Raw genomic sequence first — 15,648 nt, forward strand, 5'->3', positions numbered from 1 at the left:
TATAATCCCGATTAGATGTCAAGAACTTGCGGTTGCTGTGCCGCGTGGTTGTGCTCGTTGCCAGCGTAAACTTTCAGTTTACGGTACATAGCACGACCCAGCGGGCCTTTTGGCAGCATGCCTTTAACCGCGATTTCAATCACACGCTCAGGACGGCGAGCAATCATCTCTTCAAAGGTCGCTTCTTTGATACCACCGATGTGGCCGGTGTGGTGGTAATACATTTTGTCTTCGCGCTTGTTGCCGGTTACAGCAACTTTTTCTGCGTTCAGAACGATGATGTAATCACCCGTATCAACGTGCGGAGTGTATTCCGCTTTATGCTTACCGCGCAGGCGACGAGCCAGTTCGGAAGCCAGACGGCCCAGAGTTTTACCGGTCGCGTCAACAACATACCAGTCGCGTTTTACGGTTTCTGGTTTAGCTGTAAAAGTTTTCATTAAAAGCTTACCCAAATAATTAGTTACACGTTGGTGAACACCCAAACGTTTAGTCAGTTGAGGTTCACACGACATTGTCCAGCAAACCTACCCCTTCGAATAGCCTATGCCGGCGCAGAGAAAGTTTCGGGAAAAAAACCTTCTTGTAACGTGGGGTCGCAGGATTATAGAGAAGTCGGGGTCAAAGATCGACCCCTTTTCGTGATTTGACGCAGGTTTTGTCGCCCTCTGGCAATAAAAGAAGGCAAGGCCGCATCAGGGCATATGTGCGCGTTTCAGATATTCTTCGCTCTGCATCTCTTGCAAGCGAGATAAACAGCGCTGGAATTCAAACTTCAGCCGCTCACCCTGATAGATGTCATGCAACGCTGCCGCTGCGCTCACCACCAGCTTCACGTGACGCTCGTAGAACTCATCCACCAGCGCGATAAACCGCCGCGCTTCGCTCTCCATCAGCGGCGTCATCACCGGCACATCAAACAACATCACCGTATGAAAGAGCCGTGAAAGCGCAATGTAGTCATGCTGGCTGCGGGCATCCACGCAGAGGGTTGAAAACGACACCGCCAGCGTCTGGTTTTCCATACCCAGCGTTGGCAATGGCCGATGATTAATCTCCAGTTCCGGCGCGTTTTGTCGTGCCGCGCCCGCCAACGCCAGCCACAATTTGTCCATCTGCTGAGCGGTACTGGCATCTAACGGCGTTAACCACAGGTGCGCCTGCGTTAGTGTACGCAGCCGGTAGTCCACACCCGCGTCGACATTCATGACGTCGCAAAACTGCTTAATAGCGTCAATCGCAGGTAAAAACCGCGCCCGCTGCAAACCGTTACGGTACAGTTCATCCGGCGGAATGTTCGATGTCGCCACCAGCGTGATACCACGTGCGAACAGCGCTTTCATCAGCCCACCAAGCAGCATGGCGTCCGTGATATCCGAGACAAAAAACTCGTCAAAGCACAGCACATCGGTTTCGGCTTTAAAGCGGTCGGCCACGATTTCCAGCGGATCGCTTTGCCCCTGTAGCGAGGTCAGTTCTTCATGGACGCGCAGCATAAAGCGGTGAAAGTGCAGACGCTGTTTACGCTCGCCGGGCAGACTTTGATAGAACATGTCCATCAGCCAGGTTTTTCCCCGCCCGACGCCGCCCCACATATAGAGACCACGTACAGGTGCGGCTTCTTTAGGCTCACGTTTGCCGAGCAGCTTGCTAAATTTCGCCATCAAGCCACCACCTTGCGGCGCGGCGGGTTCGCTGCGGCTAATTAATGCCTGGTAAATGACATCCAGCCGTGAGACGGCTTCTTTTTGCACATCATCCGGTTGATGGCTACCCTCGTTCAGGGCATTTAAATATCGCGATGTTGGGGAAAGGCTCTGCATGGTGTTGTTGTTATTCCTTGAAAATCGATCCGCCCCCACAGGGTTGACGAAAAAAAGGCCGTTCTACACTACGCGATGCTGCGTCAGGATTCCACTTCTGCACGATTAGCGGTTATAGTGGCACAATCAGGCGCAGGCAGGAGCTTGCAGCCCACACCCTACGGAATCAAAAAACAACGGGAGAAGTTCATGACCTGGGAATATGCGCTAATTGGGTTGGTTGTCGGCATTATTATTGGTGCCGTGGGTATGCGTTTCGGAAACCGCAAATTGCGCCAACAGCAGGCCTTGCAGTATGAGCTGGAGAAAAACAAAGCGGAGCTCGAAGAGTATCGCGAAGAGCTGGTAAGCCATTTTGCCCGCAGCGCTGAACTGCTGGATAACATGGCGCACGACTACCGCCAGCTTTATCAGCATATGGCGAAAAGTTCGTCCAGCCTGCTGCCGGAAATGTCTGCGGAAGAGAACCCGTTCCGCAACCGTCTGGCTGAATCTGAAGCCAGCAACGATCAGGCACCGGTGCAGATCCCGCGTGACTATTCTGAAGGTGCTTCCGGCCTGCTGCGCGGCGGCGCCAGCCGTAAGTAATCGAACACATCATAAATATTTACGGGCGCGCTCCTTGCGCCCGTCCCTTCTTGCGCATCGCAGCTATTATTTAGTCATTCACCTCATTGTTACCCGGTTGAAATTTCAATAACATCAAACTGTTTTGGGGCGTCATTCCTTCCACTTCAGGTTACGAGAGCCAGCATCAATGAAGAAACAAACCCAGCTGTTGAGTGCATTTGCGTTAAGTGTCGGGTTAACTCTCTCGGCACCCTTTCAGACCCTTGCGGCAATGCCGTCACAAGTCCCTGGTCAGGGAGCGTTACCCAGCCTCGCGCCGGTGCTGGAAAAGGTTCTGCCAGCGGTTGTTAGCGTGCAGGTAGAAGGCACGGCGGTACAAGGTCAGAAAGTCCCTGAAGAACTGAAAAAATATTTCGGCGAAGAGATGCCGGATCAACCCCAGCAGCAGCCTCAGCCGTTTGAAGGTCTTGGCTCCGGGGTGATTATCGACGCCGCTAAAGGTTACGTGCTGACCAATAACCACGTGATTAACCAGGCACAAAAAATCAATGTGCAGTTGAATGACGGACGCGAATTCGAAGCCAAATTGATTGGCGGGGACGACCAGAGCGACATCGCGCTGCTGCAATTACAAAATGCGAGCAATCTGACGCAAATTGCCATCGCCGATTCCGATCAACTGCGCGTTGGCGACTTCGTTATTGCCGTCGGCAACCCCTTCGGCCTAGGGCAAACCGCCACATCCGGGATTGTCTCTGCGCTCGGTCGCAGCGGCCTGAACCTTGAAGGGCTGGAAAACTTTATCCAGACCGATGCTTCCATTAACCGTGGCAACTCCGGCGGCGCGCTGCTCAACCTGAACGGCGAACTTATCGGCATTAACACGGCGATACTCGCACCGGGCGGCGGTAGCGTCGGCATCGGCTTCGCGATCCCAAGTAACATGGCGCAAACCCTCTCCCGCCAGTTGATTCAGTTTGGTGAAATCAAACGCGGTCTGCTGGGCATTAAAGGCACCGAAATGAGCGCGGATATCGCCAAAGCCTTTAACCTGAACGTGCAGCGCGGCGCATTTGTCAGTGAAGTGCTGCCGAATTCGGGTTCGGCGAAAGCAGGGATCAAATCGGGTGATGTGATTGTTAGCCTGAACGGTAAGCCCCTGAGCAGCTTCGCTGAACTGCGTTCGCGTATTGCGACCACCGAACCAGGTGCCAAAGTGAAGTTAGGCCTGTTACGCGATGGCAAACCAATGGATGTTGAAGTGACGCTTGATAAAAGCACCTCATCTTCCGCCAGCGCAGAACTGATCTCTCCATCACTGCAAGGCGCGGAGCTGAGCGATGGTCAGTTGAAAGATGGCACCAAAGGCATCACCGTTGGTAATGTGGAAAAAGGCAGCGCCGCCGCGCAGGCTGGCCTGCATAAAGATGATATGATCATTGGCGTTAACCGCGATCGTGTTCAGTCGATTGCTGAAATGCGCAAAGTGCTGGAAGCGAAACCTTCCGTTATGGCACTGCATATCGTGCGGGGCAACGACAGTATCTATCTGCTGCTGCGCTAAGTAATTCTGCCGCCGGACATCACCGCCTGCGTGTGATGTCCGGATAACTCATGTTATGCTGCTGCCGTTCTCCTTTTAATGACTATCCCATCATGTATGTGAAGCTTTTACGTTCCGTGGCAATCGGTTTGGTCGTCGGTGGTCTGATCATCGCCGCCATGCCTTCGCTGCGTAAAAATATTCCGCTCGCGACGCCGCAAATCGACAGCGCCGATGAAACGCCTGCCAGCTATAACCCGGCAGTTCGTCGCGCAGCGCCTGCGGTCGTGAACGTCTATAACCGTAGCCTGAATAGCTCCACCCATGATCGCCTCGAAATACGTACGCTCGGTTCCGGCGTCATCATGGATCAACGCGGCTATATCATCACCAACAAACATGTGATCAACGATGCGGACCAAATCATTGTCGCGCTGCAGGATGGTCGGGTGTTTGAGGCGTTACTGGTGGGCTCGGATACGTTGACTGATCTTGCGGTATTGAAGATTAATGCGAACGGCGGCCTGCCGGTGATCCCCATCAACACAAAGCGCACACCGCATATCGGCGATGTGGTGCTGGCGATCGGCAACCCGTATAACCTTGGTCAAACGACGACCCAGGGGATTATCAGTGCCACAGGTCGTATTGGTTTGAATCCCAGCGGGCGGCAAAACTTTTTGCAGACCGATGCATCCATTAACCACGGTAACTCCGGCGGCGCGCTGGTGAATTCGCTGGGCGAACTGATGGGTATCAACACCCTGTCGTTTGATAAAAGTAATGACGGCGAAACGCCGGAAGGTATCGGATTCGCCATTCCCTTCCAGCTGGCGACCAAAATCATGGATAAGTTGATCCGTGATGGCCGCGTGATCCGTGGCTATATCGGCATTGGCGGCCGGGAGATCGCGCCGTTGCATACTCAGGGCGGCGGTATCGATCCGATCCAGGGGATTGTCGTCAACGAAGTCTCGCCGGATGGCCCGGCGGCACGCGCGGGGATTCAGGTCAATGATGTGATCACCTCGGTGAACGGAAAACCGGCTGTTTCCGCCCTCGAAACCATGGATCAAGTGGCGGAAATCCGGCCAGGGTCTGAAATTCCGGTCGAGGTCATGCGCGACGACAAGAAACTCACCTTCAAGGTCACGATTCAGGAATACCCGGCGACCAACTGAGTGCCATAAAAAAACCGGAGCTACAGGCTCCGGTTTTTTCTTCCTGCACGTGCAGGACAACAAGGCTTAACGATTAACGAAATCGACACCAAGCTGAATATCTTTTTTCAGCGTATCCAGCATGCCTTCCAGCGACTGCTGTTCAAACGCGCTGAGCTTACCGATAGCGTGACGCTCCTCGATACCGTTTTTGCCCAGCAGCAGCGGCTGCGAGAAGAAACGCGCGTATTCGCCGTCACCTTCCACATAAGCGCACTCAACAACGCCTTGCTCGCCCTGCAGCGCGCGCACCAGCGACAAACCAAAACGTGCGGCGGCCTGGCCCATGGAAAGCGTTGCTGAACCGCCACCCGCTTTCGCCTCGACCACTTCGGTACCGGCGTTCTGAATGCGTTTTGTCAGATCGGCCACTTCCTGTTCGCTGAAGCTTACGCCCGGGATTTGCGACAGCAGCGGAAGGATTGTTACACCAGAGTGACCACCGATAACCGGGACTTCGATATCCGTTGGCTGTTTGCCTTTCAACTCTGCCACGAAGGTGTTGGAACGGATGATGTCCAGCGTGGTAACGCCAAACAGCTTGTTCTTATCGTAAACACCGGCTTTTTTTAGCACTTCAGCGGCAATCGCGACTGTCGTGTTTACCGGGTTAGTGATGATGCCAATACAGGCTTTCGGCGCGGTTTTCGCCACCTGAGCGACCAGGTTTTTCACGATACCGGCGTTGACGTTAAACAGGTCGGAGCGATCCATACCCGGTTTACGCGCCACACCCGCGGAAATCAGCACCACATCGGCGCCTTCCAGCGCAGGCGTCGCATCATCGCCGGAGAAGCCTTTAATGGTTACAGCGGTAGGAATATGGCTGAGGTCAACGGCAACCCCAGGGGTTACAGGTGCAATATCATACAGGGAGAGTTCTGAACCTGAAGGCAGTTGTGTTTTCAGTAGTAGGGCGAGCGCTTGACCGATACCGCCGGCCGCGCCGAGGACTGCGACTTTCATCCTAAACTCCTTATTATGGTTAGCTAAATATTTTGTTACTCCGTTGCGGCGACCTTAATCCACCCTGGTAATTATGACAGTAAACGCGCCAAAATAGTGCGGCGCAGCCCACTGTTAAGATCTTATATAAGGATGGATATGACCGTCAGATCGGCAAGCTAAGCAACTAACACTCAGAGTCTATAATATAGCTGCGATATTCACCAAAATAACATCAACTTTATAACATTTAATTTACTTTTTAATCTTATTTGCGACGTAAGACACATGTGGCTGTGCTTCATCACAGGATTTGATAAACTTCGCGCCTTCTCAGCAGTTTTCAGAAATTCCCTCGCGAGAATATTTGCATAAAAATTCATCAATATGCATAATAATGTTGTTTTCACGGCCATATTACGGGTGACTTATGCGAAGCTCGGCAAAACAAGAAGAATTAGTTAAAGCGTTTAAGGCGCTTCTTAAAGAAGAGAAATTCAGTTCTCAGGGAGAAATTGTTCAGGCTCTGCAAGAAGAGGGCTTCGACAATATCAATCAGTCTAAAGTCTCTCGCATGCTGACCAAATTCGGCGCGGTGCGCACGCGCAACGCGAAAATGGAAATGGTTTACTGCCTGCCAATCGAACTGGGCGTTCCCACGACCTCCAGCCCGCTGAAAAACCTGGTGCTGGATATCGATTACAACGATGCCGTCGTGGTGATCCACACCAGCCCCGGCGCTGCGCAACTGATTGCGCGTCTGCTGGACTCTCTGGGTAAAGCGGAAGGCATCCTTGGTACCATCGCCGGGGATGACACCATTTTCACCACACCAGCCAAAGGCTTCACGGTGAAAGATCTCTACGAAGCGATTCTGGTACTGTTCGAACAAGAACTGTAATTAACATCTCTCCCCCGGCTTCGCTCGCGGGGGAATGTTCGGCTTTTCGCTCCACAATTCGACTTTTCACCTACCGCTAACTTAGCAGTTAGTGCGATTTATGGTTTCACCTCCCTTTCCCAGCGTATACCACCGCACAAAAAATCAAATTCAGCTATCCATATGATTTTCTTAACTATCGTTAACTAAATTCTTACCTGAATGCTGTTTTTTATGCCTTTAAGCAATATAAAACCACAAATCATATTCCCATTAATCATAGTTATAATTAGCTTGGTATTAATTATTCGCGTGACTAGTGTATACTTGATTTTGTGATGAGGGTCACGAAACGAGGCCCTCCGAAAAATTTAAAGAAAAGAATACGACGAGGTAAGAGACATGAATATCAAATCAACCGTTGCAACACTGAGTATCCTTTCAGCCCTGTCATTTGGCGCTTTCGCGGCGGATTCCATCAACGCGGAACAGGCGCAATCTCGCCAGTCGCTGGGTACTGTTTCTATCGGTTCTGTCACCGCATCACCGATGGACATGAACGCGCAACTGAGCAAAAAAGCGGAAGAACAAGGTGCGTCAGCTTACCGCATTATTGAAGCACGTAGCGGCGACCAGTGGCACGCAACCGCAGAGCTGTACAAATAAGTTTTACCGATAACCCTATGTATTCGTCCCTCAACGGCACCAGGCACAAAAATAGCAGTTTAATCCTTCTCGCCGTTGAGCCTCTCTAAAGGAGACAGACAATGAAACGTAATCTCATCATCGCATCCCTTGGCCTTGCATCACTGATCTCTTTCGGCGCGAGCGCCGCAACGCTTGTTAACAGCGATCAAGCCAGCAACCTGCAATCTATCGGCAGTGTTTCTATTTCCCAAAGAGCGGGCGTCCCGATGGACATTCGCCAGGAGCTCTCTGCTAAAGCCGATCAGGCTGGCGCGAGCAGCTACCGTATTATTGAAGCACGTACGGGGGATAGCACCCACGTTACGGCTGAACTGTATAAATAAACCCTCGTCGTCTTGTCCGACGACTTGCCCCTGCCTGTCAGGGGCTTTTTTTTGCCTTCGCTCACCGCACATTAAACCGCAGCTCGCCTTCCAGCTCCTCTTCCGCTTCATCAAATAGCAGGATCAATGCCCCAAAACGGCGGCGCTGTTTTTCCGGTAGATGAATAAATTCAATTTCCAGCGGCAAAGGCAGCGCGCCATCCATCACCGTGTCCCACAGGGAATCCAGATCGTGAACTTTCTCGCGCTCAATAGCGAACTGGCGGCTAAACTCGCGGTAGAAAGCACTTTGATCGTCAATATGTTTAAAATCGAAAGTGTAGATATTCATTTTCCGCCATCAGCCCAACAGGGCGGCAGACGCCGCCCGCATGATTACAATCCCCCAAGGTGCAGAGTTTTCACTTCCAGAAACTCTTCCAGCCCCAGCACAGAACCTTCCCGGCCAAGACCGGACTCTTTCACCCCGCCAAACGGCCCCAGCTCCGTTGATACCGCGCACTCGTTAATGCCGATCATGCCGCTTTCGATCGCCTGCGAAACGCGGAATACCCGCTGCAGGTTCTGCGTATAGAAATAGGCGGCCAGACCAAACGGTGTTGCGTTGGCGCGCTGCACCACCTCCTCTTCGCTGGTGAAACGGAAACAGGCAGCTACCGGACCAAACGTCTCTTCCTGCGCCAGTTTCATGCCATCGCTGCAATCACCCAGCACCGTTGGCTGCCAGAAGTTTCCGCCAAGGCTGTGCGGTTTACCGCCGGCCAATACTTTCGCCCCTTTGGCGACGGCATCGTCGACGTGCTCGCGCACTTTATCCACCGCAGCGCGTTCAATCAGCGGTCCGACAACCACCCCTTCATCCAGACCATTCCCCACTTTTAATGCATTTACAGCCTCTGTCAGTTTTTGCGTAAAGGTGTCGTAGACAGATTCATGGATATAGAAGCGGTTAACGCTGACGCACACCTGCCCCGCATTACGGAATTTATTGGCGATAGCGCCCTGCACCGCAGCGTCAATGTCAGCATCCTCAAACACGATATAAGGCGCATTCCCCCCCAGCTCCATCGACACTTTTTTCATGGTTTCAGCCGCGTTGCGCACCAGCGTTTTCCCCACCGCCGTCGAGCCGGTGAACGAGATTTTGCGCACGTCTTGGCTGGCCATAATGGCATCGCTGATTTCAGACGTGTTCCCGGCAACGGCATTCAGCACGCCATCCGGCACACCGGCTTTTTTCGCCAGCGCCAGCAATGCAAAAGCGCTAAGCGGCGTGTTATTTGCCGGTTTGATAACGCCGGTACAGCCTGCCGCCAGCGCGGGTCCCAGTTTGCGGGTCAACATCGCCATCGGGAAATTCCACGGTGTAATCGCGGCCACCACGCCAATCGGTTCTCGCGTCGCCAGAATGCGTGAGCCTGGTTTAATGGGCGGGATAATTTCACCGTTTGCGCGTTTCGCCTGCTCAGCAAACCACTGAATAAAGCTGGCGGCATAGTCGACTTCACCTTCCGCTTCTTTCAATGGTTTGCCCTGCTCAGTGGTCATCAATCTGCCCAGCCAGCTTTTGTTTTCAATGATCAATTCATACCAGCGGTACAAAATGGTCGAACGCTCTTTCGCGGTTTTCGCCCGCCATGCGGGAAAAGCGCGCGTTGCGGCGGCAATGGCTTCTTCTGTCTCTTTCTTACCTGCTTTGGCAACTTTCGCGATAGTTTCACCCGTAGCCGGATTCAGAACGTCAAAGGTGGTGTCCAGCGTTTTCCAGACCCCATCAACCAGATAGCCGGTCTGAAAAAGCGCGTTGTCCTGCAGTGACTGCGTTGTCATTTGTCCTCCCGATCTGCGGTTTATAAAAACTTCTGGAAAGTATAGCTATAAAAAAACCGACGCTTTTGGCGTCGGTTTGGCATTAACTGCTGGTCAGTGCATGTTGATATTTGTGCAACATACCTGTTAGCCGGTGTACCGGCTCGGTAACCTGCGGCGGTGCGTTCCAGTGATGTAGCTTGTGCTGGTAGATATCCAGTTCTTCGAGCAACTGGGTGAAGTAACGGCGACGTTTCGTGTCGTTACCTGCGGATATCACTTGTGACGCCGTACGCCGTAACTGGCGATGAAAAGCCGAAAGATCATCATTAATCGGCACCGGCGCATCCCGCAGGCGCTGATGCGCAATAATCAACGTCAGCGCGAGGCGAAACTTCGCTATATCACCAGGAAATTTATTCAGCAGCAAGAAAAGCTGTTGATACAGCGCGGGCAGATGGTTCTCTTTGCGCCGCGCAGTATTGGTGGTCATTGCCGAGACAGCAGCAGAAACAAACTGGTTCAACAGCATGCGCCCGGTGCGCGCCTGGGAGTTATCGCGCACCAGCAAAAGCACGACCATCGCCAGAACCACGCCAACCAACTGACCCAGCGCGTTATCAAGAAACTGGCTGAATTTAAAGGTCATCGGATTATCGAGCACCAGAATATTAATGGTGCCCGCCAGCGTCGCCATTGAACCCAGCCGCCTTTTTTGCACTTCAATACCAATAAAGAATGCCAGTACCGCCAGGCTAATACACAGCAGCAGCATGCTTTGTTGCGTCGATGGCAGGATAACCAGGTAATAAAACGAACCAATCGGCAGCGCCCATAACATGCCGTAAATAAAGTCTTTCGCCACCATTTTCGGGTTGGGCAGACGCATCGCCAGCGACGTGACCACCGCGATCATCACCATCGAACCGCTGCCGGATGTCCAGCCGGTCCACAGCCAGAACAAGGTGCCCAGCATGCAAGAAAGCGTGGTGCGCCAGAAGTTAACCATCGCATGGTGGCGTTCGGCTGATTCTGCTTTCACCACCACTTCGCCCTGCAGAACCTCTTCTTCAACAGCGCTGATTTTCGCGTTGCCAATCACACCGCGTTTTAGCAGCAGATAGCGGGTCGCTGCACCAACCCAGCTATAAATAGTAACTGGCGTTTCCCTCTCACCGGTCCAGGCAATGACCCGGCGCATTCTTTTTAACTGCTTGTGCATCTCCTGCACGTTATCGACCGGCTCGGCAAACAGCTCGCGAAACGTGTCGGTGATAAGCTCCGGACGGGTGTTCTGAATCAGATAGGTTTCACACGCCTGGGTGATGAGCGTCAGCGACAGGGTATTGATCACTTTCAGGCGGCGGTTAGCACGTCCCCAACGGGAAGACTCAATATTCAGATTGCTGCGCATCCCTTCAAGTGCCGTGGTACGGCGCACCAGCGCAGCCCAGGCTTTGTCCACCTCTTCGCTGTCACCATGTTTGATACACAACTGCATCAGTTGATAGTGCGCCAGCAGCAGGCTATCCAGCTCGCGGTCAATTTCCTGTTTGACGGAGCGCGGGGAAAAGAGCAGATCGGCAACAATCGCGCAGAGGATGCCCACCACGATTTCACTGCACCGCTCAACGGCAAATTGCGGTGCCAGCAGTGGTTCCGTCTGAATGGTAACGACAATAATTAACGCGGTATAACCCGCCAGCCCCCAGGCGTAAGAGTTTTCAACGCGCACCAGCGACGAGACCCAGGTACAAAACCCGGCCCAGACACAGCACACCATTAACATCAGAAGCGGGGTGCGGATCAGCATGATGATAATGGCCAGCCCGGCGATACAGCCGATAAAGGTGCCGACAATACGCAACATCCCCCGGTAGCGAATCGCCCCGGAATAGGGCTCGCCACCGGCGGCAAAAGCGGGTCCCGCCGCGACAATCGCCGCGGTTAACACCGCCCAGCGCGGGGTTTCAAGCTGAAAGTGAAAGCCAACAAACAGTGCCAGTACGACGGCAAAGGCCAGCTTGAAAGCAAAACGCAAATGCTGGCTGGCAATGGATAACAGCCCCATAGCGATTACCCCAGCTCACGCAGGCGATGCGCCATTTTGCGAAAGAACGAATCCTGGCTTTCATCACGATCGGATTTACCCGTCACCACCACCGTTGCGGTCGTTCCCGCTGGCCACAGGTTGCCTTGTTGTTTGTCAAGACGAATGCGCACCGGCACACGCTGCGCCAGCCGCACCCATTCAAGGTTGGAATCGACGGTCGCCATGCCTTTGCTGTCATTGCTGCTGCTGGCGTTCGTGACGCCTGCGGCGATGCTATCCACCGTCCCTTTCAATACCAGGTTGCTGCCAAGCGGGGTGATCTCCGCGCGATAACCCGGACGCACGCCTTCCAGCTTGGTCTCTTCCATGTACGCCAGAACGTAGAACGTGTGTTGTTTCACCAGCGCCACCGCGGTGGAACCCCGGGTAATAAATTCACCGGCGTACACATTCAGGTTCGTGACCCAACCATCGGCCGGTGCTCGAATGATCGTACGCTCCAGATCCAGCTTCGCCAGATCGCGTGCCGCCTGGGCTTTGGCCAGCTGATGCAGCTCGGTTTGCAGGGTGTTATTGGCCTGGTCGATCTCTTCGCGCGACATGGCCTGTACGCCTAACTGATTACGCCGCCCGGCTTCCCGGCGTTTTTCCGCCACCAGCGCTTCGTAGTAAGCGACATCGGCTTCATCTTCCGCCAGCGCTTTTTGGTAACGCGGTTGATCGATGGTGAACAGCACCTGGCCCTCTTTCACCAGTTGGTTGTCATGCACATTGACGGCGGTGACAAGGCCAGTGACATCTGGCGCGATAGCGACGACGTCGGCACTAAAGCGCGCGTCGCGCGTCCAGGGCGATTCGGTGTAATAAACCCAGGCGCGGAAAATCGCGATGAACGCCAGGATCACCAGCACCATAGTGATAGCGGTGCGAGAGATATTTCTTGTTAGTGTTTTCACTTCTACCTCAAACAAACAGGCGCGACAGCAGGTAAAAAAGGCAGCAATACAGCGCAGTATTAAACAGCGCCGGGTGCCAGACAAAGTCATAGATCCCGGTGGGGACCAGCATCCGGCGCACCAGCCAGAAGATCGCCAGTGACAAAATTAATTCGACAAAAATCGGTGGGAACGACAAACCGAACACCACGATGACGGGAAACAGACTCATGTTGACCTTGATTAGACAGCGTGCAGGTGACAATTCGTTCTAACGTCACCGCAGGAGTAAGGGCAAGGAGAGCCAGGCGAGAGTGACGTGAATATTCTTAATAGATAGTATATTAACGTAACTGTTATGCTGTTATCTATATTATGTGATCTAAATCACTTTTAACTCAGAGTGAATAATGGAACGACTAAAACGCATGTCGGTGTTTGCCAAAGTGGTGGAATTAGGTTCGTTTACCGCCGCTGCCCGACAGCTACAAATGAGTGTTTCCTCCATCAGCCAGACCGTCGCCAAACTTGAAGATGAGTTGCAGGTAAAGCTGCTAAACCGCAGCACGCGCAGTCTGGGCCTCACCGAAGCGGGGAAGATTTACTATCAGGGTTGCCGCCGGATGCTGCATGAAGTGCAGGATGTTCACGAGCAGCTTTACGCCTTTAACAACACCCCCATCGGTACGCTGCGTATCGGCAGTTCTTCAACCATGGCGCAAAATGTGCTGGCAAAAATGACCGCCGACATGCTCAAAGAGCATCCGGGTTTGTCGGTAAATCTCGTCACGGGGATCCCGGCCCCGGATCTTATCGCTGACGGTCTGGATCTGGTGATCCGCGTCGGCGCATTGCAAGATTCCAGCCTCTTCTCCCGCCGCCTTGGGGCGATGCCAATGGTGGTTTGCGCGGCAAAAAGTTACCTCGCCCAGTACGGCATTCCTGAAAAGCCAGCGGATATGGTTAACCACTCATGGCTGGAATACAGCGTGCGTCCGGATAACGAATTTGAGCTGGTGGCACCAGAAGGGATCGCCACGCGATTGATTCCACAAGGGCGTTTTGTCACTAACGATCCGATGACGCTCACGCGCTGGCTGACGGCAGGCGCCGGGATCGCATTCGTGCCGTTAATGTGGGTGATCGACGAGATCAACAGCGGTCAACTTGAGATCCTGCTGCCGCGCTACCAGTCGGATCCGCGCCCGGTTTATGCGCTCTATACCGAAAAAGATAAGCTGCCGCTAAAAGTGCAGGTGTGTATTAACTATCTGACGGATTACTTTATTGAAGTGGCGAAGGTGTATCAGGGAATGCAGGGACGCAGCGTGTGAGAGAGTCACCCTCTTCGTGCGAAGAGGGTGGGAAGAGCGTTAAGCCGTACCGCCGACGGTCAGGTTATCGACTTTCAGCGTCGGTTGGCCCACCCCCACTGGCAGGCTCTGCCCCTCTTTGCCGCAGACGCCAACGCCATTATCCAGCTTCAGATCGTTACCCACCATGGAGATCTGCTGCATCGCTTCAATACCGGAGCCAATCAGCGTTGCGCCTTTCACCGCTTTGGTGACCTTACCTTTTTCAATCAGGTACGCCTCAGAAGTGGAGAAGACGAATTTACCGGAAGTGATATCGACCTGGCCGCCGCCAAAATTCGGGGCGTAGATGCCGTAGTCGACAGATTCGATAATCTCCTGCGGCGTTGATTTGCCCGCCAGCATATAGGTGTTGGTCATACGCGGCATCGGCAGATGCGCGTAAGATTCACGACGCCCGTTACCGGTCGGCTTGACGCCCATCAGACGCGCGTTGAGTTTGTCCTGCATATAGCCTTTCAACACGCCGTTTTCGATAAGCACGTTGTACTGGCCCGGCGTTCCTTCATCATCAATCGCCACAGAACCGCGACGATCGGCGATGGTGCCGTCGTCCACAACGGTACAGAGTTCTGAGGCCACCAGTTGCCCCATCTGGCCGCTAAATACCGATGTTCCACGGCGGTTGAAGTCGCCTTCCAGCCCGTGTCCAACCGCTTCGTGCAGCAATACGCCCGGCCAGCCCGCGCCAAGCACCACCGGCAGCGTGCCCGCAGGCGCGGCAACGGCAGAAAGGTTGACCAACGCCATACGCACGGCTTCTTTCGCCCACGCATCCGCACGAACGTCGCCATCCACATCCTGCAAGAACCAGTCATAACCAAAACGACCGCCGCCGCCGCTGGAGCCGCGCTCGCGTTTGCCGTCGTCTTCAACCTGTACGCTCACAGAAAGCCGCACCAGCGGGCGAACGTCTGCCGCCAGCGTACCATCGGTCGCCGCCACCAGAATGAGTTCGTAAACGCCAGTCAGGCTGGCGGTCACTTCCTGCACGCGTTTATCCGCCGCGCGCGCTGTTTTATCCACGCGACGCAGAATATCGAGCTTCTCTTCCCGGCTCATGCTTTGCAGCGGATCGATGCTGGTATAAAGGCTTTGATGCTCAACCGCGCCCAGCGTTTTCACTTTGCCATCGCCCTCTTCCCGCACGATGGTACGCGCAGCCTGCGCGCTCTGTTCCAGTGCCAGCAGGCTGATTTGGTCTGCATACGCAAAACCGGTTTTCTCACCGCTGACGGCGCGCACGCCCACGCCCTGGTCGATATTGTAAGAACCATCTTTAATGATGCTGTCTTCTAAAACCCAGGATTCGTGATAGCTCGACTGGAAATAGAGATCGCCGTAATCAAGACGACGCGCGGTCAATTGACCGAGGATAGCAAACAGATCCTGATGGCTCAGGCCGTTCGCTGCCAGAAGTTGTTCACTTACCAGATTAAGACTCATCATTTTTTCTCGTCGTTGCC

Annotated in this window: 16 protein-coding genes; 7 read left to right on the plus strand and 9 right to left on the minus strand. The window is 53.7% G+C overall.

What is annotated here, in order from left to right:
• Positions 1 to 11 precede the first annotated feature (11 nt).
• Positions 12 to 440, minus strand: a complete 429-nt coding sequence (rplM, locus tag H650_RS11675; protein ID WP_004868222.1) for a 50S ribosomal protein L13 — start codon at positions 438 to 440, stop codon at positions 12 to 14.
• A gap of 255 nt (positions 441 to 695) precedes the next feature.
• Positions 696 to 1,823 carry a cell division protein ZapE gene (gene zapE, locus H650_RS11680; protein WP_020455454.1) on the minus strand — a complete coding sequence of 376 codons (1,128 nt, stop codon included), beginning with the start codon at positions 1,821 to 1,823 and terminating at the stop codon, positions 696 to 698.
• A 189-nt stretch (positions 1,824 to 2,012) separates the two neighbouring features.
• On the opposite strand from zapE, the gene zapG reads away from it, so the two are divergent.
• From zapG to degS, 3 genes are all read left to right on the plus strand, one after another.
• On the plus strand, positions 2,013 to 2,411 hold the full coding sequence (zapG, locus tag H650_RS11685; RefSeq protein ID WP_017457307.1) for a Z-ring associated protein ZapG: 399 nt from the start codon (positions 2,013 to 2,015) through the stop codon (positions 2,409 to 2,411).
• Between the two features lie 169 nt (positions 2,412 to 2,580).
• The gene (degQ, locus tag H650_RS11690; RefSeq protein ID WP_044489500.1) at positions 2,581 to 3,957 is read left to right on the plus strand and encodes a serine endoprotease DegQ; all 1,377 of its coding nucleotides are present in this window, start codon (positions 2,581 to 2,583) and stop codon (positions 3,955 to 3,957) included.
• Positions 3,958 to 4,049: 92 nt separating this feature from the next.
• Positions 4,050 to 5,117 carry an outer membrane-stress sensor serine endopeptidase DegS gene (gene degS, locus H650_RS11695; protein ID WP_020455456.1) on the plus strand — a complete coding sequence of 356 codons (1,068 nt, stop codon included), beginning with the start codon at positions 4,050 to 4,052 and terminating at the stop codon, positions 5,115 to 5,117.
• A gap of 66 nt (positions 5,118 to 5,183) precedes the next feature.
• Here degS and mdh read toward each other — a convergent pair whose 3' ends face one another.
• On the minus strand, positions 5,184 to 6,122 hold the full coding sequence (gene mdh, locus H650_RS11700; protein WP_020455457.1) for a malate dehydrogenase: 939 nt from the start codon (positions 6,120 to 6,122) through the stop codon (positions 5,184 to 5,186).
• A gap of 409 nt (positions 6,123 to 6,531) precedes the next feature.
• Between mdh and argR the strand changes: the two genes are divergently transcribed.
• The 3 genes from argR (at position 6,532) to yhcN (H650_RS11715) (ending at position 8,012) form a co-directional block, all read left to right on the plus strand.
• Complete coding sequence (gene argR, locus H650_RS11705) at positions 6,532 to 7,002, plus strand: transcriptional regulator ArgR (RefSeq protein ID WP_017457303.1); 471 nt, start codon at positions 6,532 to 6,534, stop codon at positions 7,000 to 7,002.
• Between the two features lie 381 nt (positions 7,003 to 7,383).
• Positions 7,384 to 7,647, plus strand: coding sequence for a peroxide/acid stress response protein YhcN (gene yhcN / locus H650_RS11710; RefSeq protein WP_017457302.1), 264 nt, complete (start codon positions 7,384 to 7,386; stop codon positions 7,645 to 7,647).
• Positions 7,648 to 7,748: 101 nt separating this feature from the next.
• Positions 7,749 to 8,012, plus strand: a complete 264-nt coding sequence (gene yhcN / locus H650_RS11715) for a peroxide/acid stress response protein YhcN (protein ID WP_017457301.1) — start codon at positions 7,749 to 7,751, stop codon at positions 8,010 to 8,012.
• 61 nt (positions 8,013 to 8,073) lie between these two features.
• Here yhcN (H650_RS11715) and H650_RS11720 read toward each other — a convergent pair whose 3' ends face one another.
• The 5 genes from H650_RS11720 to aaeX all read right to left on the minus strand — a co-directional run bounded on the left by H650_RS11720 (position 8,074) and on the right by aaeX (position 13,041).
• Positions 8,074 to 8,343 carry a barstar family protein gene (locus H650_RS11720; protein WP_017457300.1) on the minus strand — a complete coding sequence of 90 codons (270 nt, stop codon included), beginning with the start codon at positions 8,341 to 8,343 and terminating at the stop codon, positions 8,074 to 8,076.
• A 44-nt stretch (positions 8,344 to 8,387) separates the two neighbouring features.
• Positions 8,388 to 9,842, minus strand: coding sequence for an NAD-dependent succinate-semialdehyde dehydrogenase (locus tag H650_RS11725; protein ID WP_020455458.1), 1,455 nt, complete (start codon positions 9,840 to 9,842; stop codon positions 8,388 to 8,390).
• An 82-nt stretch (positions 9,843 to 9,924) separates the two neighbouring features.
• On the minus strand, positions 9,925 to 11,892 hold the full coding sequence (gene aaeB, locus H650_RS11730; RefSeq protein ID WP_020455459.1) for a p-hydroxybenzoic acid efflux pump subunit AaeB: 1,968 nt from the start codon (positions 11,890 to 11,892) through the stop codon (positions 9,925 to 9,927).
• Positions 11,893 to 11,897: 5 nt separating this feature from the next.
• Complete coding sequence (aaeA, locus tag H650_RS11735) at positions 11,898 to 12,830, minus strand: p-hydroxybenzoic acid efflux pump subunit AaeA (RefSeq protein WP_044489501.1); 933 nt, start codon at positions 12,828 to 12,830, stop codon at positions 11,898 to 11,900.
• 7 nt (positions 12,831 to 12,837) lie between these two features.
• Positions 12,838 to 13,041, minus strand: a complete 204-nt coding sequence (aaeX, locus tag H650_RS11740; protein ID WP_020455461.1) for a p-hydroxybenzoic acid efflux pump operon protein AaeX — start codon at positions 13,039 to 13,041, stop codon at positions 12,838 to 12,840.
• A gap of 178 nt (positions 13,042 to 13,219) precedes the next feature.
• On the opposite strand from aaeX, the gene aaeR reads away from it, so the two are divergent.
• Positions 13,220 to 14,143 (plus strand): HTH-type transcriptional activator AaeR, encoded by a 924-nt coding sequence (gene aaeR / locus H650_RS11745; RefSeq protein WP_044489502.1) that lies wholly within the window; start codon positions 13,220 to 13,222, stop codon positions 14,141 to 14,143.
• A gap of 39 nt (positions 14,144 to 14,182) precedes the next feature.
• Here the strand turns inward: aaeR and tldD are convergent, their stop codons facing one another.
• Positions 14,183 to 15,628, minus strand: coding sequence for a metalloprotease TldD (gene tldD / locus H650_RS11750; protein WP_044489503.1), 1,446 nt, complete (start codon positions 15,626 to 15,628; stop codon positions 14,183 to 14,185).
• Between the last annotated feature and the right edge of the window lie 20 nt (positions 15,629 to 15,648).

It is taken from the genome of Enterobacter sp. R4-368 (assembly GCF_000410515.1).
GTDB lineage: Bacteria > Pseudomonadota > Gammaproteobacteria > Enterobacterales > Enterobacteriaceae > Kosakonia.